Here is a 19,565-nt window from a genome sequence, read left to right on the forward strand (position 1 = left end):
GCGCCCTATGCGCATCCTAGACTTCCAGCAACGCCTCGCCGATATCGGCGCCAAGCCCCGTCATATCGGGCGGATGACCCGCGCCTGGCTCAAAGGTTTGCCGCTCGATGTCGGGCGGCGCCAGCAGCAGGCCGAGGACTTCCTGCCGCTGAGCGTGCGCGAAGCTCTGCCGGCGCTGAGCCTGGAAATCGATGCACTGGCCCGCCTGCGCTCCGAGCACCCGGCCGCCGATGGTTCGGCAAGACTGCTGGTGGAGCTTGGCGATGGGCAGATGGTGGAAAGCGTGCTGCTACCGCGCGACGGGCTGTGCGTGTCCAGCCAGGTCGGCTGCGCGGTGGGCTGCGTGTTCTGCATGACCGGCAAGAGCGGCCTGCTGCGCCAGCTGGGCAGTGCAGAGATCGTTGCTCAGGTCGCCCTCGCCCGCCGCTTCCGCGCGGTGAAGAAGGTAGTGTTCATGGGCATGGGCGAACCGGCGCACAACCTCGACAACGTACTCGAGGCGATCGACCTGCTCGGTACCGAGGGCGGCATCGGTCACAAAAACCTGGTGTTTTCCACCGTCGGCGACCTGCGCGTGTTCGAGCGCCTGCCGCAGCAGCGGGTCAAGCCGGCCCTGGCGCTGTCGCTGCACAGTACCGACAGTGCCTTGCGCCAAGCGCTGCTGCCGCGCGCACCGCAGATCGCCCCGGAGGAACTGGTCGAGCTTGGCGAGACCTACGCCCGCGCGACAGGCTTCCCGATCCAGTATCAGTGGACGCTGCTCAAGGGCATCAACGACAACCAGGAGGAGATGGACGGTATCCTGCGCCTGCTCAAGGGCAAGTATGCGGTGATGAACCTGATCCCCTATAACAGCCTGGAAGACGACGCGTACCAGCGGCCTGAGGGTGAGCGCATCGTGCAGATCGTGCGCTATCTGCACAGCCGCGGCGTGCTGACCAAGGTGCGCAATTCGGCCGGCCAGGATATCGATGGCGGCTGCGGCCAGCTGCGCGCCCGCGCCGAGCAAGTGCTCGGGCGCAGGCGGCCGCGCTGATCGGGCCTGAACCCACCTCGCCAACGGCTGTCGGAGCGCTGTAGCAGACGCCGTTTCGGTGTTCATCTCAGCAAGGAAAGCGCAACACCGCATGCATACCCTGGAACAACTCGAATGTGGCGAACTGGCCGGCATCAGCCGCCTTGATCTTTCCGCCGGCCTTGACGTCTTTCCCGACGCGATCTTCGGCCTTGCCGATACGCTGGAAGTGCTGAACCTCTCGGGCAACCAGCTCGACAGCCTGCCAGCCGACCTATCCCGGCTGCGCAAGCTGCGGATCCTGTTCTGCTCGGACAACCCGTTCACCGAGGTGCCGGAGTGCCTCGGCGATTGCCCGCAGCTGGAAATGGTCGGCTTCAAGGCCAATCGTATTCGTCATCTGCCTGCCGATTCCTTGCCGCCGGCTCTGCGCTGGCTGATCCTTACCGATAACCAGCTGGAAAGCCTGCCCGCCGAGATCGCCAATTGCCGAAGGCTGCAGAAGCTGATGCTCGCCGGCAACCGGCTGACCAGCCTGCCGCTGTCCCTGTCCGAATGCACCCAACTGGAGTTGTTGCGCATCGCCGCCAACCGCCTGCAGCTGCTGCCAGACTGGCTGCTGACACTGCCGCGCCTGAGCTGGCTGGCCTTCGCCGGCAACCCCTTCAGCGACGCCAACGAGGCCGCGAGTCTTGCACGCCACTCGCTGCCGGCAATTGCTCGGGCGCAAGTCATGCTGCATGAACAGCTCGGCCAAGGAGCCTCCGGCGTCATTCACCGAGCGCAATGGCAGGTGCCCGGCCAGGCGCCGCGACCCATGGCGGCGAAGCTGTTCAAGGGACACGTCACCAGCGACGGCCTGCCCCATAGCGAGATGGCCGCCTGCGTGGCGGCGGGCAGCCATGCCAATCTGATCGACGTCGCAGGCCCGCTTGCCGACCACGCAGAGCTGACGCCCGGTCTGCTGATGGATCTCGTCGACCCTGGCTTCCAGCCGCTGGCCGGGCCACCCTCACTGGTCAGCTGCACGCGCGACAGCTACGGTGCCGAGCAGCGCTTCAGCCTCGAACAGGTCCTGAGCATCGCCAGCGGCGTCGCGTCCGCCGTTGCTCACCTGCACCGCCGCGGCATCCTGCATGGCGACCTCTATGCCCACAACCTGCTGGCCGATCCGAGTGGCGCCTGCCTGCTCAGCGATTTCGGCGCGGCCTCCTTCTTCGAGCCCGACAGCGCCGCCGGACAACGCCTCAAGCGCATCGAAGCCCGTGCTTTCGGTTGCCTGCTGGAAGAATTGCTGCAACGCTGCCCGGACACCGATCCACGTCAGCATGTCCTGCTGGATCTGCAACGACATTGCCTGAACGACGACATCGAGCAGCGACCGGACTTCGACCGCCTGCATAGCCTTCTCGCCGCGCTCTGACGCGCATTACCGGAGCGATTACACCGCCATGACCTCACCCGAAGCGGACGAACCGCGCTCGCCCTATCCCAAGCCCTACGCCGACACTCCGCTGGACCAGGACCCCTTCGTTCGTGGACTCAAGCAGCGGCTGCCCGAGCACCTGCGCGATTCGTTCAATGAGGAGCAGCTGGCGGCATTGCGCGGTGTGTTCGGCGCACGCTCCTGGGTCAGGCACCGGGTCGACCTGCGCGGCACGGTGCGGCTGTGGCGCAATCACTACTATTTCGCGATCGTCGCGGGGCGCAACAAGCGCAACCTGACCCGCCCGCAGCAGAACCTGTCGCTGATCGCCAAGGCTGCGCTGGCGACCCTCTTCCTGCTGTTTTCCGCCCTGGTCGGGCTGGTAATCCTCTACCTGCTCAAATCCGCGCTGGGCATCAATCTGTTCCCCGATTTTTCCCTCGGACTCTGGGACTGGTTCAAGGAGAGCCTCTGACCGCCTGCGTCTTGGCGATTGCCAGGGCGCAACGCTGAATGGCGTCCGCAGAGTGGATCGGGGTTGATCGGAATCAAACCGCGATCCGTGCTTTGGCAGAAAACTAGATGCGCTCTGACCTTCCCGAGCTTCTACAGGAGTTTGTGAAATGAACGACGCTTCGAACAAACCTGCAGTCAGTACGGATGAAAAGAAGGTGCCGACGGCACCACAAGACCCATGGTGCCCCTTCGACACCCTGCGTCGACAGGTCGACCGCCTCTTCGACGAATTCGATCGGCCTTGGCATCTGCCGTTCAGCCGCCATGGCCTTGAAACCACACCTCTCTGGCAGGGCGGTCCTAGCCGTATGCCGGCGGTGGACGTGGTCGAGAAGGAAAACTCGTTCGAGATCACCGCCGAGCTGCCCGGCCTGGACGAAAAGGACGTCGAGGTGAAGCTGGTCGGCAACAGCCTGGTCATCAAGGGAGAGAAGCGCCAGGAACACAAGGAGGACAAGGACGGCTATCACCTGTCCGAGCGCTCCTACGGCAGTTTCCAGCGCAGTTTCGCACTGCCGGACGGGGTGGATCGCGAGCAGATCGAAGCCAAGTTCGGCAAGGGTGTATTGCGCGTTTCACTGCCCAAGCAACCCGGCACCAGCGACGCTGCGAAAACCATCTCAGTCAAGGCCGAATAACCAGCAAAAGGGCCGGCTGCCAGTTCTGTCGGCCCTGTTCTATTCGCTGATCCCGCGCGGTCAGCGATCCTCATCGGTATTTGCTTACGCTCCGCAACCTCGAATCGCTCGACTAGACTTCGGAAAACCCTGAACCGAGGCAGCCATGAACGATGAGCAGGAAAAGAACCTGACACTGCGGCAAATGCTCGGCAGCGTGCTGGCTGCGGCATTAGGCGTGCAGAGCGGCAAGAATCGGGCAAGAGACTTCCGCCACGGCAAGCCGAGTCATTTCATCATCCTAGGCGTCGGATTCACCGTACTGTTCGTACTGTTCGTACTGGGCGTGGTGAAGCTCGTGCTTTACCTCGCGGGCCTATAGGCCACGGCTACTGGTGACTGACCCAGAATATCGCCGTACCCACGGCGAGCATGATCAAGGCAAATATAGCCGCGGCGTCCACTACACTGTCGTCGCGCTGGTCATTTCTCACGTGACTTCTCCTCTAACAGCTTCGATCAACAGCCTCTCTTCACGCAGTTAAGACCAGGGATCGGGGTTGCTCAAGGTGCGTCGGCCGTAAGTCCATTTCGCTTGGTTTAGTTCTAAACATATTCCCAAACATCACTTTTGCGCATAACAACTAGCTGGTATCGTGCCGCCCTCCCTAAATGGGTGCGCGGCCGTGCGCGCGAAAGCTGTTGCAGCCTGAAAACAGGACATTTATGTACGTTTACGATCAGTACGACCAACACATCATCGAGGATCGGGTCCGGCAGTTCCGCGACCAGACCCGCCGCTTCTTGGCTGGCGAACTCGCTGATGAGGAGTTCCGCCCACTGCGCCTGCAGAACGGCCTGTACATCCAGCGCTATGCGCCGATGCTGCGCATCGCCGTGCCGTACGGTCTGCTTTCCTCGACGCAGGTGCGCAAGCTGGCCGAGATCGCCCGTCGCTACGACAAGGGTTATGCCCATATCAGCACCCGGACCAACGTGCAGTTCAATTGGCCCGAGCTGGAAGACGTACCCGAGATCCTCGCCGAGCTGGCCACCGTGCAGATGCACGCCATCCAGACCAGCGGCAACTGCATCCGCAATACCACCACCGACCAGTTCGCTGGCGTGGCCCGCGACGAACTGATCGACCCGCGTCCCTGGTGCGAAATCATCCGTCAGTGGTCCACCTTCCATCCCGAATTCGCCTTCCTGCCGCGCAAGTTCAAGATCGCCGTCAACGGCGCCGTGAGCGATCGCGCCGCGATCGAAGTGCACGACATCGGACTGGAAGCAGTAAAGAACGACGCAGGCGAGCTGGGCTTCCGCGTTTCGGTCGGTGGCGGCCTCGGTCGCACTCCGATCGTCGGCAGTTTCATCAATGAATTCCTGCCGTGGCAGCACCTGCTGAGCTACCTCGATGCGATCCTGCGGGTCTACAACCGATACGGCCGCCGCGACAACAAGTTCAAGGCGCGCATCAAGATCCTGGTCAAAGCGCTGACGCCGGAAGTATTCGCCGAGCGCGTCAACGCCGAGTGGGCGCATGTGAAAGACGGCCCGACCACCCTGACCGAAGCCGAAGTGCAGCGCGTCAGCAAGTTCTTCGTGGATCCGCGTTACCAGGCTCTGCAGGATCAGGACGCCGCCCTCGCCCAGCTGGACGCCGAGCATCCCGGTTTCGCTCGCTGGCGCCAGCGCAACGTGGTCGCGCATAAGAAGCCCGGCTACGCAGCAGTCACCATGTCGCTGAAGACAACCGGCGTTGCGCCGGGCGATGTCACCGACAAGCAGCTCGACGCCATCGCCGATCTGGCCGATCGCTACAGCTTCGGCGAGGTGCGCAACTCCCACGAGCAGAACATGATCCTGGCCGACGTCGAACAGGCCAGGCTGTTCGAGCTGTGGCACGAATTGCGCGAACTGGGCCTGGCCACGCCAAACATCGGTCTGCTGACCGACATCATCTGCTGCCCGGGCGGCGATTTCTGCTCCCTGGCCAACGCCAAGTCGATTCCGATCGCCGAAGCCATCCAGCGTCGCTTCGACAACCTCGATTACCTGTTCGATCTGGGCAACATCGACCTGAACATCTCCGGTTGCATGAACGCCTGTGGCCATCACCATGTCGGCCACATCGGCATCCTCGGCGTGGACAAGAAAGGCGCCGAGTTCTACCAGGTCTCGCTGGGCGGCAGCTCCGGCCGCGACGCCAGCCTCGGCCAGATACTCGGCCCGTCCTTCGCCCAGGATGCGATGCCTGACGTCATCGAGAAGATCATCACCGTCTACGTGGAGCAGCGTACCGAAGATGAGCAGTTCATCGATACTTTCCGCCGCATCGGCATTGATCCCTTCAAGGAGCGCGTCTATGCAGCGAATCATTAAGAACGACCAGCTGGTCGACGAAACCTGGCACCTGCTCCCCAAGGAGCAGACCCTAGACGACCTGTGCAACAGCGACGATCTGATCGTGCCGCTGCACCTGTGGCTCGATCATGCCCATGCGCTCAAAGCCCGTGACGGTGGCCTGGGTGTGTGGCTCGATGCCCATGAGCAGGTGGAGGATATCGCAGACGACCTGCAGTACTTCCAGGTCATCGCGCTGAACTTCCCGAGCTTCACCGATGGTCGTCACTACTCCAGCGCGCGCCTGCTGCGTGAACGATATGGTTACAAGGGCGAGATCCGCGCCATCGGCGATGTGCTGCGCGACCAGCTGTTCTACATGCGCCGCTGTGGCTTCGACGCCTTCGCCATCCGCGCCGATCGCGATCCCGTCGATGCACTGGAAGGTCTCAAGGACTTTTCGGTGACCTATCAGGCCGCGGCCGACGACGAACGCCCGCTGTTCCGTCGCCGTCAGGTCTGACGACAACGCCAGCAAGTGAAAAGCCCGCCAATTGGCGGGCTTTTCATTGGCGTCACTGATACATCCAGAAGTTCGGATGCTCGACCGGCACGGGCACTGCAGCGGTCTTTTTTCCGGAAGCGATCTGTTTGATCTTTTCGGCGAGCTTTTTCATGAGCGATTTCCTCGGTTGCGGTCAGGAGTGGCGATAGATTCGACCAAACACAGCGCCCGAGGAAATTCATTGCCGCTATCGTACCGATTGACCAGACGAGGCTGCGTCAGCCCTTAATCCAGACGCACCAGCACGCGCCCGACCTGACCGCCCGCCAGGATGCGCTCGATGGCCTCCGGCAGTTGCTCCAGACCGATCTCATAGGCCAGCTCATCGAGGTTGGCCAGCTTCCATTGCAACGACAGCTTGTCCCACATGGATGCCTTGACCACCAGCGGAATCTCCACCGAGTCCACGCCCAGCAGGTTCACGCCGCGAAGGATGAACGGCAGTACACTGGCCTGGAAATGCGTGCCGGCAGTGAGACCGCAGCAGGCGGCACTGGCGCCGCGCTGCAGCGACTTGACCACGTTGAACAGGATGTCGCCGCCCACGGTATCCACCGCCCCGCCCCACTGCTCCTTCAGCAAGGCCTTGTCCACGCCGGCCTGCAATGCAGCACGTTCGACGATCTGCGTGGCCCCCAGGCGGGTCAGGAAATCGGCCTGGTCGGCCTTGCCGGTCACGGCAGCCACCTTGTAGCCGAGGCTGGCCAGCAACGCCACCGCAATGCTACCGACACCGCCGGTCGCACCGGTCACCAGCACCGGCGCGTCTCCTGGCTCGAGACCAGCCTGTTCCAGCTTGTCGACACACAGCGCCGCCGTCAGACCGGCTGTGCCGAGTATCATCGCGTCACGCAGTGACAGCCCCTGCGGACGCTTGATGACCCAGGCGGCCGGAACCCGGATGTATTGACCGAAGCCGCCGGCGGTATTCATGCCCAGGTCATAGCCGGTGACGATCACTTCATCGCCCTCGGCGAACTCGGCCACGCTGGACGAGGCCACGACACCGGCGGCATCGATCCCCGGAGTATGCGGATAGGCCCGGGTCACGCCACGATTGCCACTGGCCGACAGCGCATCCTTGAAATTCAGCGAGGAATAACGCACCCGGATGAGCACCTCACCGGCGGGCAGGTCTTCGGTGGTTCGCTCGACGACCTTCGACTCGAAACGGCCACCTTCGGTCTCGCTGACTTGTAGTGCCTTGAAGCTGCTCATCGCGGTTCCCCTTGTCATTGCCAAAAACGTTGTTCGTTCAGCCGGCTCCAGCCTTTCAGCAAGCCGTGCTCCATGATCGTGCTGGCCGCCATGCCGAAACGTTCCGGCAAGCTCTTCTTCTGGATGTAATGCAGCTGGAAGAGTTCGGCCTCCTGCGCGCGCTCGGCGAGATACTGATCGCTGGTCTTGAGCTCATCCGCCAGATGCTTGCCGAGTGCGGCGATCCCCAGCCACACCTCGCCCGTCGCAACATCGTCGATCGACAGGTTCTGGCGATAGCGGGCAACGAAGTTCTTGAACAGCTCGTGCGTGGTTTCCAGGTCTTCCTGGAATTTTTCCCGCCCCTTGTCGGTGTTCTCGCCGAACACTGTGAGCGTGCGCTTGTATTCACCGGCGGTGAGCACCTCGAAGTCCACGTCGTGCTTCTTCAGCAAGCGATGAACGTTGGGCAGCTGCGCAACCACGCCGATGGAGCCGAGGATCGCGAAAGGCGCCGTGAGGATACGGTTGCCGATGCAGGCCATCATGTAACCACCGCTGGCCGCGACCTTGTCGACGCAAACCGTCAGCGGCACGCCGGCATCGCGGATGCGCACCAGCTGCGAGGCGGCCAAACCGTAACCGTGAACCATGCCGCCACCGCTTTCCAGGCGCAGCACCACTTCGTCCTGAGGTGTCGCCATGGTCAGCAACGCGGTGATCTCATGGCGCAGGTTTTCCACCGCCGACGCACGGATGTCGCCATCGAAGTCGAGCACGAACACCCGAGCGGGCGTCTCCGACTTCTTCGTCTGCTTGGCCGCCTTCGCCTCACGCTTGCGCAACGCCTTGAACTCGTCCTTTTCCAGCACCGCCTGCTCCAGGCGCTCGCGCATGGATTTGTAGAATTCGTTGAGCTTGTGCACCTCCAGATGCCCACCACCCTGTTTGCTGCGTCCGCGCCGCATGGAAGCGAGCGCGATGAGCACGATCACGATAGCCACCACCAGCGTGACGGTCTTGGCCAGGAAGCTGGCGTAGTCGACAAGAAATTCCACGTATCCCCCTCGATGAGTTTCAGGCGTTCGCCGCAGCTCTTGACGCCGAGCCGCCAGCATACCGATGGCCCCTTGGCTGAGCCAGTCGGCGCAATTCAAACAAACGTTCGAATTATCGTTGACACTCCGGAACGATGTCCCTACCCTCGCGAAAAAACAGTGCCGGCCGGAGCAGCAGCATGGGCAGTATCTACCTGATCAGACATGGTCAGGCGTCTTTCGGCGCAGAAAACTATGACGTGCTCTCCCCCCTGGGTTATCGCCAGTCCGAAGCGCTGGGCGATTACCTGGCGCAACTCGGCGTGAGCTTCGACCGCTGCCTCAGTGGCGAACTCGATCGCCAGCAGGACACCGCCAGAGCGACCCTGGCGCGGCTCGGTCCGCAACCCGATCTTGAAATCGATGCGGCCTTCAACGAATTCCATGCCGACGCGGTGATCCGCGCCCACCTGCCCGACCTGCTGAAGGTCGAGCCCAACGCCATACATATCCTGCGCAATGCCGCCGATCACCGTGCCGACTTCCAGAGACTTTTCACCTATGTGGTCCATCGCTGGATCTCCGGCGAGCACGAGAAAGACGAACTGGAAAGCTGGCAGCATTTCCTTGATCGCGTGCGCGGCGGCCTGGAACGGGTGCTCGAACGAGCCGGCAAGCGCGACCGCATCGCCATCTTCACGTCCGGCGGAACCATTACCGCGCTGCTGCAACTGATCATTGGCGTACCGCCGATCAAGGCCTTCGAGATGAACTGGCAGATCGTCAACACGTCGCTCAGCCTGCTGAAGTTTCGTGATCGTGACGTCGCGCTCGCGTCATTCAACAGTCATGCGCACCTGCAACTTCTAAAGAATCCGGAGCTCATCACCCATAGATGAGCCCAGCCCCAAGCGGCCCAAAGCTGCGTGTAACCATAACGAGCAAAAAGGAAACCCTCATGAGCAACGTCGCCGAAACCTTCAAAGGCATGCAGTCGAAGTTCAACCCCAGCGCCGCCGCCGGCCTGGATCTGGTGTTCCAGTTCAATATCACCGATGCCGAGAACTACTATCTGGTCGTCAAGGATGGCACCTGTGATCTGCAGCAGGGCGAGTCCAGCGATGCCAACGTCACCCTGATCATGGACAGCGAAACCATGCAGGGCATCGTCAGCGGCGAGACCGACGGCATGCAGGCCTTCATGGGCGGCAAGCTGCGCGCCGAGGGCGACATGATGCTGGCCCTGAAGCTCAGCGAGCTCTTCCCGGCCTGAGCCTCAGTCGGCGGTCGAGAGACACAAGAAACCGAAGTCCATGACTTCGGTTTTTTTATGCCGAATGCAGCCGTGAACAGCGAATCAGGCAGCTTGATTGACAGCCAACACTCCGGCCAATAACGGCCGGCTGCGCTTGGTCTCACGCACCGCGGGCATTAGATTGTTGAATCATCTTGGGCACCAAACATAAGCAGAAGGGATAACAATGGCGCTTACAGATCAAAGCACCCCTGTCCGCACGGGTGAGGAATTGCCCGCCGATGTCATCGACCAGTACCTCAAGGCACATATCCCGGGACTGGACGGAACACCGCAGATTTCCCAGTTCCCCGGCGGCGCGTCGAACCTGACCTACCTGCTGCAATACCCCGGCCTGGACCTGGTGCTGCGCCGCCCGCCGTTCGGCCACAAGGCCAAGTCCGCTCACGATATGGGCCGCGAGTACCGCATTCTCAATCAGCTCAACGCTGGGTTCCCCTACTGTCCCAAGGCATATGTCTACTGCACCGATGAATCGGTGATCGGCGCCGAGTTCTACGTGATGGAGCGCGTCAACGGCATCATCCTGCGTTCGGAACTGCCGCCTGAGCTGAACTTCGACGAGTCCCAGACCCGCGCCCTGTGCGAGAGCTTTATCGACAAGTTCGTCGAGCTGCACAACGTCGACTACCAGGCCTGCGGGCTCGGCGATCTGGGCAAGCCGGAAGGCTACGTGAAGCGCCAGATCGAAGGCTGGAGCGAACGCTACGAGCGCGCCATGACCCCTGACGCGCCAGCCTGGGAAGCGGTCAAGGCCTGGCTGAAGGACAAGATGCCGGCCGACCACCCAAAACCCGGGATCATTCACAACGATTACCGCTTCGACAACGTCATTCTCAATCCGGACAACCCGATGGAGATCATCGGCGTGCTGGACTGGGAAATGACCACCATCGGCGATCCGCTGATGGATCTGGGCAACACCCTGGCCTACTGGATCGAAGCCGACGATCCCCAGCCGATACAGGCAATGCGCCGCCAGCCGAGTCACCTGCCCGGCATGCACACCCGCCAGGGCTTCGTCGATTACTACGCCCAGCGCGCCGGCATCGAGATCCCCTGCATCGACTTCTACTACACCTACGGCCTGTTCCGCCTGGCCGGAATCGTCCAACAGATCTATTACCGCTTCCATCACGGCCAGACCCAGGACAAGCGTTTTGCCCAGTTCATCCACATAAACAAGCTTCTCGAGCAAAAGGCGCTGCAAGTGATCGGGCAATCGAAGCTCTGACCCCACCCAATCCGTCTGTGGCCTGCCACAGAAACGAACAAGAAAGAGGAACGACCATGTCCAAGACCACCCTGTTCGACCTAGACGGCAAGATCGCCTTCGTTTCCGGCGCCAGCCGCGGTATCGGCGAGGCGATCGCCAAACTGCTCGCCCAGCAAGGCGCCCACGTAATCGTCTCCAGCCGCAAGATCGAAGGCTGCCAGGCGGTCGCCGATGCCATCGTCGCAGCTGGCGGAAAGGCCACCCCGGTGGCTTGTCACATTGGCGAGCTGGAGCAGATTCAGGCGGTGTTCGCGCAGATCCGCGAACAGTTCGGCCGCCTCGACATCCTGGTCAACAACGCCGCCACCAACCCGCAGTTCTGCCATGTGCTGGACACTGACGTATCGGCCTTCCAGAAGACCGTCGACGTGAACATTCGCGGCTATTTCTACATGTCCGTCGAGGCCGGCAAGCTGATGCGCGAGCACGGCGGCGGCAGCATCATCAACGTCGCGTCCATCAATGGTGTTTCGCCAGGCAACTTCCAGGGGATCTACTCGATCACCAAGGGCGCCGTGATCAACATGACCAAGGCGTTCGCGAAGGAGTGCGCGCAGTTCGGCATTCGCTGCAACGCCTTGCTGCCCGGCCTGACCGACACCAAGTTCGCTTCGGCACTGGTCAAGAACGACTCGATCCTGCAGATGGCCCTGCAGCACATTCCGCTGAGCCGCGTTGCCCAGCCGAGCGAGATGGCCGGCGCTGTGCTCTACCTGGCCAGCGAGGCATCGAGCTACACCACCGGCGTGTCGCTCAATGTCGATGGCGGCTATCTGGCCTGATCCGACCAGCCAAATGAAAAAGGGAGCCGGAATGGCTCCCTTTTGTCATCTACACGCTTACCAGTTCTTCAACGCTTCGGTCGCCGCTGCGTTCAACGGCCTGGCCAGCAGGCCGGTCGGTGCAAGCTCCACCGCATAGCTGGCGCCATCGGCGATCGGCATGTAATCGACGCGTAACACTTGCGGCTCGAGGAAATGCAAGTTGCGCCGTTCCAGCTGCAGCGACTGCCAGATATCCACCCCCAGCAGCTTCTCACTCAGCTCAACCTGCGCATGACGCGCCAGGTTCTGCTGTTCCACCGCCAGGTAACGTCCGGAGAGTCTTTCCAGGCGGTAGCCCGACTCCAGCCCGATAAGCTCAGCGAGACTTTTCCAGCGAAGCACATGCAGGTCGAGTTGCCAAAGATCGCCCTCTAGCACGTACGTTCGGGTTGTTTTTTCCTGTTCCAGGCTGACCTCATAACGCTGCGGTCCTACGGCCTGAAAGCGCAGGGTCGCCAGCGCCCGCGCATCCGGAAGCGCCGCATAGGTACTCATGTCGTAGCCGATCAGGCCAATCAGACCGGCAAGGGCGAGAGCCAGAAAGCCGCAGGTGCCCCTCAGCCAGCCCATCAGCCACTGCCCCCCCAGCAACAAGCGCAGCGCCACCAGCAACACGATCACTGCCAGCACGGCAACCACGATCGCAAGCCCAAGATATTGCATAACCAAGCGTCCTTTTCATTGGGTGCGATATTATCCGCGGCCCCCGCCCGGGCAGCCAGAGCCGGCATGGGATGGCGGTCACGCGGCGGTACTGTTCTTGGTCGATCTTCTGATAGTTCAAGTTGACGCCCACTTCCGCGGTCGCGACCGCGGCATTATTCTCCGCTGTCCTTTTTGCCCGGCGAGACCTGTATGCCCTTCGCACTTGAGCTCGCACTCGATCCATCTACATTGTTGTTACTTTTCGCAGTCGCCTTCACCGCTGGGTTCATCGACGCCATTGCCGGCGGCGGTGGACTGCTGACGATTCCTGCATTGCTGACGGCAGGTCTGCCGCCGCACCTGGTGCTGGGGACCAACAAACTGTGCGCCACCTTTGGTTCGGCGACCGCGAGCTACACCTTCTACCGACGCCGGCTTTTCGAGCCGGGTCTGTGGCGACGAGCGCTGCTCGGCACCGCCGTTGGCGCAGCGCTCGGTGCATTGCTCGCGCAATACATGCCGGCAAGCTGGCTCAATCAGCTGCTGCCGCTAGTGGTGTCCGCCTGCGGCATCTACCTGCTGTTCAGCAAAGTGCCGGCGAAGGCTGCCGGTGATGCAGCTGAAATCGGTCGTCGACGGCAGTGGCCGCAGAGTCTCTCGCTCGGTTTCTACGACGGCGTCGCTGGGCCCGGCACGGGCGCTTTCTGGACCGTCAGCAGCATGCTGCTCTATCCCCTCGACCTGTTGCGGGCCAGTGGGCTGGCGCGAACGATGAACTTCGTCAGCAACGCCGTGGCGCTGGCGGTGTTCATCGTGGGTGGGCATGTCGCCTGGGTACTGGGGATCGGTATGGGGCTGGCGCTGATGACAGGCGCCTACTTCGGCGCACGCACAGCCATCGGCGGCGGCTCTCGCTTCATACGCCCGGTGTTCATCCTCGTGGTACTGGCGATGAGCCTGCGCCTAGCCTGGCAGCACTGGTTCGGGGCGGCCTAGGCGACGCGCCAGGTACAGCTCGATCAGATAGCGCGCGATTGACTGGCGCGCGGGCAACGCCGGCAGGTTGTCGATATGAAACCAGCGTGCATCCTCGATTTCTTCGGGCTGCGGGACGATCTCGCCGCCGGCATATTCCGCATGGAACCCGAGCATGAGGGAATGGGGAAACGGCCAGCCCTGGCTGGCAATGTACTGCGGCGAGTGAATTTCCACCCCAACCTCTTCACGCACTTCACGCGCCACACACTGCTCGACCGACTCACCCGGCTCCACGTAGCCGGCCAGCGTACTGTAGACGCCGGCTGCGAAGCGCGGTGAACGCGCCAGCAGCAGCTCGTCCCCACGGGTAACCAGAACGATCATGCTGGGCGAAAGCCGTGGGTAGTGCTGAACGCCACAGGCTGGACAGTACATGGCGCGCTCACCGGGTCGCGCCTGCATACGCGAGCCGCAACTGCCGCAGAAGCGATGCTGGCTGACCCAGGTGCCGATCTGCGTGGCGTAGCCGAGCAGGCGAAACAGGTCCTGGTCGGCCTGCTGCATGAACTGACGCAGCCCCTGCCAACGCGCACCAGGCACTTCAGCGGGAAAGTCCAGTTCGAAGAGAAAGACCGGCTCGCCATCGAAATGTCCGAGTCCCTGCTCGCTCAGCAGCGGCAGCTCCAGACGCTTGAGCCAGTCCCGTGGAAACAGCACGCCACTGTCGTCGACCAGAAACTGTTGCCGGCAATGCACCACCGCCCAGCCCCCCGCCAGCGAGGGGTCGAGCAGCGCCGCCTGCCAGCGCAGACTCATCAGGCGGCGACCGGCATGCCCAGCGCGCGTACGCTCTCGCTGGCCAGATCGAGCACACTGAGGCGCGAATCATCGCGCCTCAGGACGGCACCACCCTCAAGGTAGTACTCGAGGCTGGTCAGGGCGTCGGCGAGGGTCTCGAGCAGCTGTTCGGGTGGCATCTGGTTCGACTCGAGCATGTGTTTCTGAATGAAATCGGCACAGGCACCGATCAGCTCGGCGGCACGTTCCTGTTCGAGGAAGCGCAAGCCGCCTCGGACGGCCTGCAGACTGAACGGCACGTTGGCCAAATGCAGCTTTTCCCCGTTCGACTCGAGATAGGCGGTGATGGCACGCTTGGCCAGCGCCAGCCCTGCGGTCGCCTCGTCGATCACCACGATGCAGGCTTCGGTCAGCTGGTGGTTGGCGAACGCTTCCGCCTCCATGCCCGGCCGGGCGACCTGAGGCTTGTTCTCCCGCCGGTCCCCGCGCTCCAGGCTGGCGACCATGCTCTCGACGTAAAGCACCGCGTCGGCCAGACGCTGGATCACTTCGGGGTCAGGCGTGCGTTCCAGGCTCCAGCCGGACACGTCGCCAAGTTGCGCCTGCAGCGTGCTCGCTGCCGAGGACAGACCAACCATGCCCAGGGTCTTGGCCAGCTTGCCCAGCAGGTTGTGCAGGTTTGAATAGGCCTCTACCTGGGCGGTGCCCCGCTCGATCAGATCCAACAGATCTTTAAGGCTCGCCAATTCTTCGCGGATCGCCGAGGACAACGAGCGCATGACAGCCTGTCCGGGACCTGCGAGGCGCTGTGACTCATCCTCAAGCAGATGGTCGGTAAAGGGCAGCGGGCTCAGCGAGAAGATCTGGCGCACCTGGCTGGCGAGCGGTCCTCTGCTGTCGGCCAACGCTACGATATACAACAGCTCCTTCAGCAGGCTCCGTGGCGCCTCGTACGCAGGATTGCCGAGTACCTGCTTGAGCTCACGATCGAGCCTGGAGAACAGCTGCTTGCGCGACTTACGTGGCAACAGCTGGCCATCCAGCTGAGATTCCAGGGCCGCGCTGCCGATCCAGCACAGCCGACTGGCTGGCGTTTCGATGAAAAGGTGATCGAGGCGCGACAACGCGCGGCCCATGAGCTTCAGGCTGGCAGGCAGGTTCTCTTCGCGAATGAAGCCGAGCAGGCCGACCTGGTACATCTGACGTAGTCGCCGCGCTTCGGCCGCCGGTGCGCCGCCCGGCCGCGGCGACACCTCTGTCGCGGGTCGCGCATGGTCGAGCCGAACGCTGAAGAAGAAGCTCTCCGGCAACGGAGGCTGGGTGCAGGCCTGACGCAACGCATTGATCGCCGGAAGCAACAGCTCAGGAATCTCCTGGCGGCTGGCATCGACACTCTCCAAGTAGCGGCGCAGTACATAGAGCGCGTTGCTCAGCGCAGCGAGCTGAACGTCACGGTCTTCGCCCGCGCCGACGGGAATGTCGGTGGCCAGTTGCAGGATTTCCTGTGCGAGGAGTTCGGCGCCGGTCAGCTCGATCAAGTTGAGCGTGCCGCGTACCTGCTTGAGATTCTCGACCGCCTGTTGCAACAAGCCGCCGTTGTTGCGATCGATGATGAAATGCTCGAGGCTCTGCTCGGCCTCCTCCATGGTGGCGAAAAGCTCGTCACGGACCAGACCGAGAGAAGTTGCTCCAGTAACCATGCCTAGTGCGCCTCCCGCGCAAACGTATGATGGCGCATCAGTCGGCAAAGTCCGGCTTCTGTTTGCTCATGTGAGCGGCAATGGCCACCTTGATGTCGGCCGACTGCAGCATCGCCGCGTTCCAGGTGGCGATGTATTCGAGACCATCGTCGACGCGATGATCGCGCATGTAGCGGATCATTTCCTTGGTACCGCGGATGGCGACCGGCGATTTGCTGGCGATGTCGCGGGCCAGCTCAAGCACGCCATCCATCAGAGCCTGCTGGTCGGCATAGGTGCGATTGACCAGGCCAATGCTGCGCGCCTCTTCACCGTCGATCGTGCGACCGGTAAAAGCCAGCTCGCGCATCATGCCATCGCCGATGATGCGAGGCAGGCGCTGCAAGGTTCCGACATCGGCGGCCATACCCATGTCGATCTCCTTGATCGAGAATTTCGCGCCTACCGTGCTGTAGCGCATGTCGCAGGCGGAGATGAGGTCGATGGCGCCACCCAGGCAGTAGCCCTGGATCGCCGCGATGACAGGCTTTCGACAGTGGTCGACGGCGTTGAACGAGGCCTGCAGGGACAGGATCTTGCGGCGCAGCTGCTCGGCGTTGCGTCCGACATCACGGCCCAGCTGGCTGCCGACCGAGGCCAGCAGCTGCAGGTCGATGCCCGACGAGAAATGGTCGCCGGCCCCGCTGAGGACCACGACGCGCACCTCGTCGGTGGCATCGACCCAGTTGAAGATATCGATGATTTCCGTCCAGAACGCGGCATCCATCGCATTGATCTTCTCGGGCCGGTTGATCTCGACCCGGGCGATCTTGTCCGCCAACTCTACACGGAAGGCTTTGTATTCGGTCACGCTATCATCCTCGACAGCAAGGGCGCAGGGGCATCGTGTCGGAGGCAAGCCGCACGACGGTGGGCAACTATAACAACTGGCGTCACGACGAGTGAATGTGGTTGCAGACGATGTGATACAGACCACGCCGTTGAGCGACCTGTTCGTACCGTACTAGACGGGCCGCTCGACGGCCGCTCATTCCCGGCGAATACAGTCGACAGTATATTCGCTGCCGCTGGCCCCCACTTCGTGTTGCAAGCCATGGACATCCGCATCGAACCCAGGAAAGCGCTCGGCGAAATCGCGGGCGAAGACAAGGTAATCGAGAATCGAGCGAGTCTCGCCGGTGAAGCGCTCGCCCGGCATGATCAGCGGAATACCCGGCGGATACGGCACCAGCATTACCGCCGCGACGCGCCCTTCCAACTCATCGACCGGTACCGCCTCGACTTCGCCACGAACCAGCGCATCGTAGGCCTGCGCCGGCGTCATCGCCGGCTCCGGCAGCGCCGTGTACATCCGCCGCATGGCCCGCGCCGTCGCGTTCTCGCGATAGCAGCCATGCAACGCATCGCAGAGATCTCGCAATCCCATCCCGGCATAAGTTGCCCCTCCACTACGAGCGATCGAAGGTAATGCATCAACCAGGGGGACATTGGCGTCGTAATGCCGCTTGAATTCGAGCAGTTCAGTCAGCAGCGTGCTCCATTTGCCCTTGGTGATGCCCATGGAGAACAGCACGAGCATCGAGTACAGGCCGGTCTTCTCGACGACCAGACCACGCTCCCAGAGGAATTTGCTGACCACCGCAGCCGGTATTCCGCTCTCGCCCAGCGAGCCGGATGCCGTGAGACCCGGCGTTACCAGGGTGACCTTGATCGGGTCGAGCAGCACGTAATCATTGGCGACATCGCCGAAACCGTGCCAGTCGGCGGTCGGCTCCAGCAGCCAGTCCCGCGTTACCAGTTCATCGGCGCCGTCGGCCCGCGGCGGCTGCCAGATACTGAACCACCAGTCGTCCGGATCGATGTGCTGGCGTAGATTGGCCAACACACGACGGAAGCTCAGGGCTTCGTCGAAGGTTTCCTGAATCAGCGAGCGACCCGCCGGCCCTTCCATCATTGCCGAAGCCACGTCGAGCGAGGCCAGGATGCCGTACTGCGGCGAAGTGGAGATGTGCATCATGAAGGCTTCGTTGAAGCGATCACGGTCCAGCTGCCGGGTCTGGCTGTCGAGCACGTGAATCATCGAGGCCTGGCTAAAGGCGGCCAGCAGCTTGTGCGTCGAATGGGTGGTGAAGACCAGCGGCCCCTGCTCGCGGGTATCCATGCCGTAACGTCCATCGTAGAACTCATGGAATGCCGCGTAGGCGTACCAGGCCTCGTCGAAATGCAGCACCTCGACGTTGTCGGCCAGGGTGCGCTTGATCAGGTTGGCGTTGTAGCACAGGCCGTCGTAGGTGGAGTTGGTCACCACCGCCAGCTTGACCTTCGGCGGCCGGCCGCGAGCCAATGGGTTTGCGGCGATCTTCGCCTGGATCGACTCGCGGGTGAATTCTTCCAGCGGAATCGGCCCGATGATGCCCAACTCGTTACGCGTGGGGCTCATGTACAACGGTATCGCCCCGGTCATGATGATCGCGTGGAGGATCGACTTGTGACAGTTGCGATCGACCAGTACCAGGTCGTCACGCGCCACCATCGAATGCCAGACGATCTTGTTCGCCGTCGAGGTGCCGTTGATCACGAAAAATGTATGGTCAGCGCCGAAATTACGCGCGGCACGCGCCTCCGCGGCGGCCAGCGGCCCGGTGTGATCGAGCAGCGAACCGAGCTCCGGCACCGACACGGAGAGATCCGAGCGCAGCGTGTTCTCGCCGAAGAACTGATGGAACGCCTGCCCGACCGGGCTCTTGCGATAGGCCACCCCGCCGCCATGGCCAGGTGTATGCCAGGAGTAGTTGGACTCGCCGGTGTGCTGCACCAACGCGCGGAAAAATGGCGGCAACAGATCCTCGAGATAGTTGCGCGCCGCCCGGGCGACCTGCCGCGCCAGAAACGGCACGGTGTCTTCATAGAGGTAGAGCAGTCCGCGCAGCTCGTTGAGATCGGCCATGGCCTCGGCGGGCGCATTTTCGATCGTCACTTGCTCGCCCAACGCGAAGATCGGCAGGCGCGGCGCGCGGCGCCGGGCGACACGAATCAGCTCAACGACGTCATGCAGCAGGCGCTGATTGTCTCCCGCTCCCTCGGCCGCCACCAGGATGCAGGCCAACCCGTGATGGGTCGATGCCACGATGCGCCCCTCGCTGGAACTGGCGGTGGGCAGGATATTGAAGCCGTCGCGCTCCAGTTCCGAGGCGATGCCCCTGACGCGTTCGCCGGCAACGGTGTCGGCCTTGATATCGCGGTGAACGATGAGGATGGGGAATTTCAGATCTTTATACATGCGCACTCTCTGCGGACGGTCTTCCTACAG

At 62.4% G+C, this 19,565-nt stretch carries 19 protein-coding genes; 12 read left to right on the top strand and 7 right to left on the bottom strand.

Annotated features, from left to right (window positions below):
* Positions 1-7: 7 nt before the first annotated feature.
* The 7 genes from HZR81_RS09210 (at position 8) to HZR81_RS09240 (ending at position 6,443) form a co-directional block, all read left to right on the top strand.
* Positions 8-1,036, top strand: coding sequence for an RNA methyltransferase (locus HZR81_RS09210; protein WP_500127909.1), 1,029 nt, complete (start codon positions 8-10; stop codon positions 1,034-1,036).
* Between the two features lie 91 nt (positions 1,037-1,127).
* Complete coding sequence (locus HZR81_RS09215; protein ID WP_500127910.1) at positions 1,128-2,438, top strand: leucine-rich repeat-containing protein kinase family protein; 1,311 nt, start codon at positions 1,128-1,130, stop codon at positions 2,436-2,438.
* Between the two features lie 28 nt (positions 2,439-2,466).
* On the top strand, positions 2,467-2,916 hold the full coding sequence (locus HZR81_RS09220; protein WP_011913359.1) for a hypothetical protein: 450 nt from the start codon (positions 2,467-2,469) through the stop codon (positions 2,914-2,916).
* 148 nt (positions 2,917-3,064) lie between these two features.
* On the top strand, positions 3,065-3,595 hold the full coding sequence (locus HZR81_RS09225; protein WP_500127912.1) for an Hsp20/alpha crystallin family protein: 531 nt from the start codon (positions 3,065-3,067) through the stop codon (positions 3,593-3,595).
* A 145-nt stretch (positions 3,596-3,740) separates the two neighbouring features.
* Positions 3,741-3,956, top strand: coding sequence for a DUF2970 domain-containing protein (locus tag HZR81_RS09230; protein ID WP_500127914.1), 216 nt, complete (start codon positions 3,741-3,743; stop codon positions 3,954-3,956).
* Positions 3,957-4,300: 344 nt separating this feature from the next.
* Positions 4,301-5,959 carry a nitrite/sulfite reductase gene (locus HZR81_RS09235; protein ID WP_500127916.1) on the top strand — a complete coding sequence of 553 codons (1,659 nt, stop codon included), beginning with the start codon at positions 4,301-4,303 and terminating at the stop codon, positions 5,957-5,959.
* Positions 5,943-6,443, top strand: coding sequence for a DUF934 domain-containing protein (locus tag HZR81_RS09240; protein WP_011913363.1), 501 nt, complete (start codon positions 5,943-5,945; stop codon positions 6,441-6,443). Before HZR81_RS09235 ends, HZR81_RS09240 begins: the two co-directional genes overlap by 17 nt.
* Positions 6,444-6,710: 267 nt before the next feature.
* Here the strand turns inward: HZR81_RS09240 and HZR81_RS09245 are convergent, their stop codons facing one another.
* Both HZR81_RS09245 and sohB read right to left on the bottom strand, forming a co-directional pair.
* A complete protein-coding gene (locus HZR81_RS09245) occupies positions 6,711-7,703 on the bottom strand; it encodes a YhdH/YhfP family quinone oxidoreductase (RefSeq protein ID WP_500127918.1) in 993 nt (330 codons plus the stop codon).
* A 14-nt stretch (positions 7,704-7,717) separates the two neighbouring features.
* Complete coding sequence (gene sohB, locus HZR81_RS09250; protein WP_500127919.1) at positions 7,718-8,740, bottom strand: protease SohB; 1,023 nt, start codon at positions 8,738-8,740, stop codon at positions 7,718-7,720.
* A gap of 179 nt (positions 8,741-8,919) precedes the next feature.
* Here sohB and HZR81_RS09255 point away from each other — a divergent pair, with 179 nt between their 5' ends.
* From HZR81_RS09255 to HZR81_RS09270, 4 genes are all read left to right on the top strand, one after another.
* Positions 8,920-9,618 (top strand): histidine phosphatase family protein, encoded by a 699-nt coding sequence (locus tag HZR81_RS09255; protein ID WP_500127920.1) that lies wholly within the window; start codon positions 8,920-8,922, stop codon positions 9,616-9,618.
* A gap of 59 nt (positions 9,619-9,677) precedes the next feature.
* A complete protein-coding gene (locus tag HZR81_RS09260) occupies positions 9,678-9,992 on the top strand; it encodes an SCP2 sterol-binding domain-containing protein (RefSeq protein WP_003296758.1) in 315 nt (104 codons plus the stop codon).
* 208 nt (positions 9,993-10,200) lie between these two features.
* Entirely contained in the window at positions 10,201-11,268 is a 1,068-nt protein-coding gene (locus tag HZR81_RS09265; protein WP_500127922.1) for a phosphotransferase family protein, read from the top strand.
* Positions 11,269-11,324: 56 nt separating this feature from the next.
* On the top strand, positions 11,325-12,092 hold the full coding sequence (locus HZR81_RS09270; protein ID WP_102841012.1) for an SDR family oxidoreductase: 768 nt from the start codon (positions 11,325-11,327) through the stop codon (positions 12,090-12,092).
* A 57-nt stretch (positions 12,093-12,149) separates the two neighbouring features.
* On the opposite strand, the gene HZR81_RS09275 is transcribed toward HZR81_RS09270, so the two are convergent.
* Complete coding sequence (locus HZR81_RS09275; RefSeq protein ID WP_500127923.1) at positions 12,150-12,797, bottom strand: hypothetical protein; 648 nt, start codon at positions 12,795-12,797, stop codon at positions 12,150-12,152.
* 192 nt (positions 12,798-12,989) lie between these two features.
* On the opposite strand from HZR81_RS09275, the gene HZR81_RS09280 reads away from it, so the two are divergent.
* On the top strand, positions 12,990-13,775 hold the full coding sequence (locus HZR81_RS09280; RefSeq protein WP_267930535.1) for a TSUP family transporter: 786 nt from the start codon (positions 12,990-12,992) through the stop codon (positions 13,773-13,775).
* On the opposite strand, the gene nudC is transcribed toward HZR81_RS09280, so the two are convergent.
* From nudC to HZR81_RS09300, 4 genes are all read right to left on the bottom strand, one after another.
* Positions 13,743-14,573: an NAD(+) diphosphatase gene (nudC, locus tag HZR81_RS09285; RefSeq protein WP_500127925.1), complete on the bottom strand. Its 831-nt coding sequence runs from the start codon at positions 14,571-14,573 to the stop codon at positions 13,743-13,745. The two genes, HZR81_RS09280 and nudC, sit on opposite strands and share 33 nt — an antisense overlap.
* Positions 14,573-16,255, bottom strand: a complete 1,683-nt coding sequence (locus HZR81_RS09290) for a FimL-related protein (protein ID WP_500127926.1) — start codon at positions 16,253-16,255, stop codon at positions 14,573-14,575. Before HZR81_RS09290 ends, nudC begins: the two co-directional genes overlap by 1 nt.
* Before the next feature lie 37 nt (positions 16,256-16,292).
* Positions 16,293-17,105 carry a crotonase/enoyl-CoA hydratase family protein gene (locus HZR81_RS09295; RefSeq protein WP_102841007.1) on the bottom strand — a complete coding sequence of 271 codons (813 nt, stop codon included), beginning with the start codon at positions 17,103-17,105 and terminating at the stop codon, positions 16,293-16,295.
* A gap of 177 nt (positions 17,106-17,282) precedes the next feature.
* Positions 17,283-19,535, bottom strand: a complete 2,253-nt coding sequence (locus HZR81_RS09300; protein WP_500127929.1) for an Orn/Lys/Arg family decarboxylase — start codon at positions 19,533-19,535, stop codon at positions 17,283-17,285.
* Positions 19,536-19,565 lie beyond the last annotated feature (30 nt).

Origin of the sequence: Pseudomonas sp. LM13 (assembly GCF_041381355.1) — a bacterium.
GTDB classification, from domain to species: domain Bacteria; phylum Pseudomonadota; class Gammaproteobacteria; order Pseudomonadales; family Pseudomonadaceae; genus Stutzerimonas; species Stutzerimonas frequens.

Bases quoted from the DNA above. Each gene is read 5' to 3' on its own strand.
- HZR81_RS09260 (WP_003296758.1), top strand. From the start codon at position 9,678: ATGAGCAACGTCGCCGAAACCTTCAAAGGCATGCAGTCGAAGTTCAAC.
- HZR81_RS09280 (WP_267930535.1), top strand. From the start codon at position 12,990: ATGCCCTTCGCACTTGAGCTCGCACTCGATCCATCTACATTGTTGTTA.
- HZR81_RS09230 (WP_500127914.1), top strand. From the start codon at position 3,741: ATGAACGATGAGCAGGAAAAGAACCTGACACTGCGGCAAATGCTCGGC.
- HZR81_RS09235 (WP_500127916.1), top strand. From the start codon at position 4,301: ATGTACGTTTACGATCAGTACGACCAACACATCATCGAGGATCGGGTC.
- HZR81_RS09210 (WP_500127909.1), top strand. From the start codon at position 8: ATGCGCATCCTAGACTTCCAGCAACGCCTCGCCGATATCGGCGCCAAG.
- HZR81_RS09255 (WP_500127920.1), top strand. From the start codon at position 8,920: ATGGGCAGTATCTACCTGATCAGACATGGTCAGGCGTCTTTCGGCGCA.
- HZR81_RS09275 (WP_500127923.1), bottom strand. From the start codon at position 12,797: ATGCAATATCTTGGGCTTGCGATCGTGGTTGCCGTGCTGGCAGTGATC.
- HZR81_RS09220 (WP_011913359.1), top strand. From the start codon at position 2,467: ATGACCTCACCCGAAGCGGACGAACCGCGCTCGCCCTATCCCAAGCCC.
- HZR81_RS09225 (WP_500127912.1), top strand. From the start codon at position 3,065: ATGAACGACGCTTCGAACAAACCTGCAGTCAGTACGGATGAAAAGAAG.
- HZR81_RS09270 (WP_102841012.1), top strand. From the start codon at position 11,325: ATGTCCAAGACCACCCTGTTCGACCTAGACGGCAAGATCGCCTTCGTT.
- HZR81_RS09215 (WP_500127910.1), top strand. From the start codon at position 1,128: ATGCATACCCTGGAACAACTCGAATGTGGCGAACTGGCCGGCATCAGC.
- HZR81_RS09240 (WP_011913363.1), top strand. From the start codon at position 5,943: ATGCAGCGAATCATTAAGAACGACCAGCTGGTCGACGAAACCTGGCAC.
- HZR81_RS09245 (WP_500127918.1), bottom strand. From the start codon at position 7,703: ATGAGCAGCTTCAAGGCACTACAAGTCAGCGAGACCGAAGGTGGCCGT.
- nudC (WP_500127925.1), bottom strand. From the start codon at position 14,573: ATGAGTCTGCGCTGGCAGGCGGCGCTGCTCGACCCCTCGCTGGCGGGG.
- HZR81_RS09265 (WP_500127922.1), top strand. From the start codon at position 10,201: ATGGCGCTTACAGATCAAAGCACCCCTGTCCGCACGGGTGAGGAATTG.
- HZR81_RS09300 (WP_500127929.1), bottom strand. From the start codon at position 19,535: ATGTATAAAGATCTGAAATTCCCCATCCTCATCGTTCACCGCGATATC.
- HZR81_RS09290 (WP_500127926.1), bottom strand. From the start codon at position 16,255: ATGGTTACTGGAGCAACTTCTCTCGGTCTGGTCCGTGACGAGCTTTTC.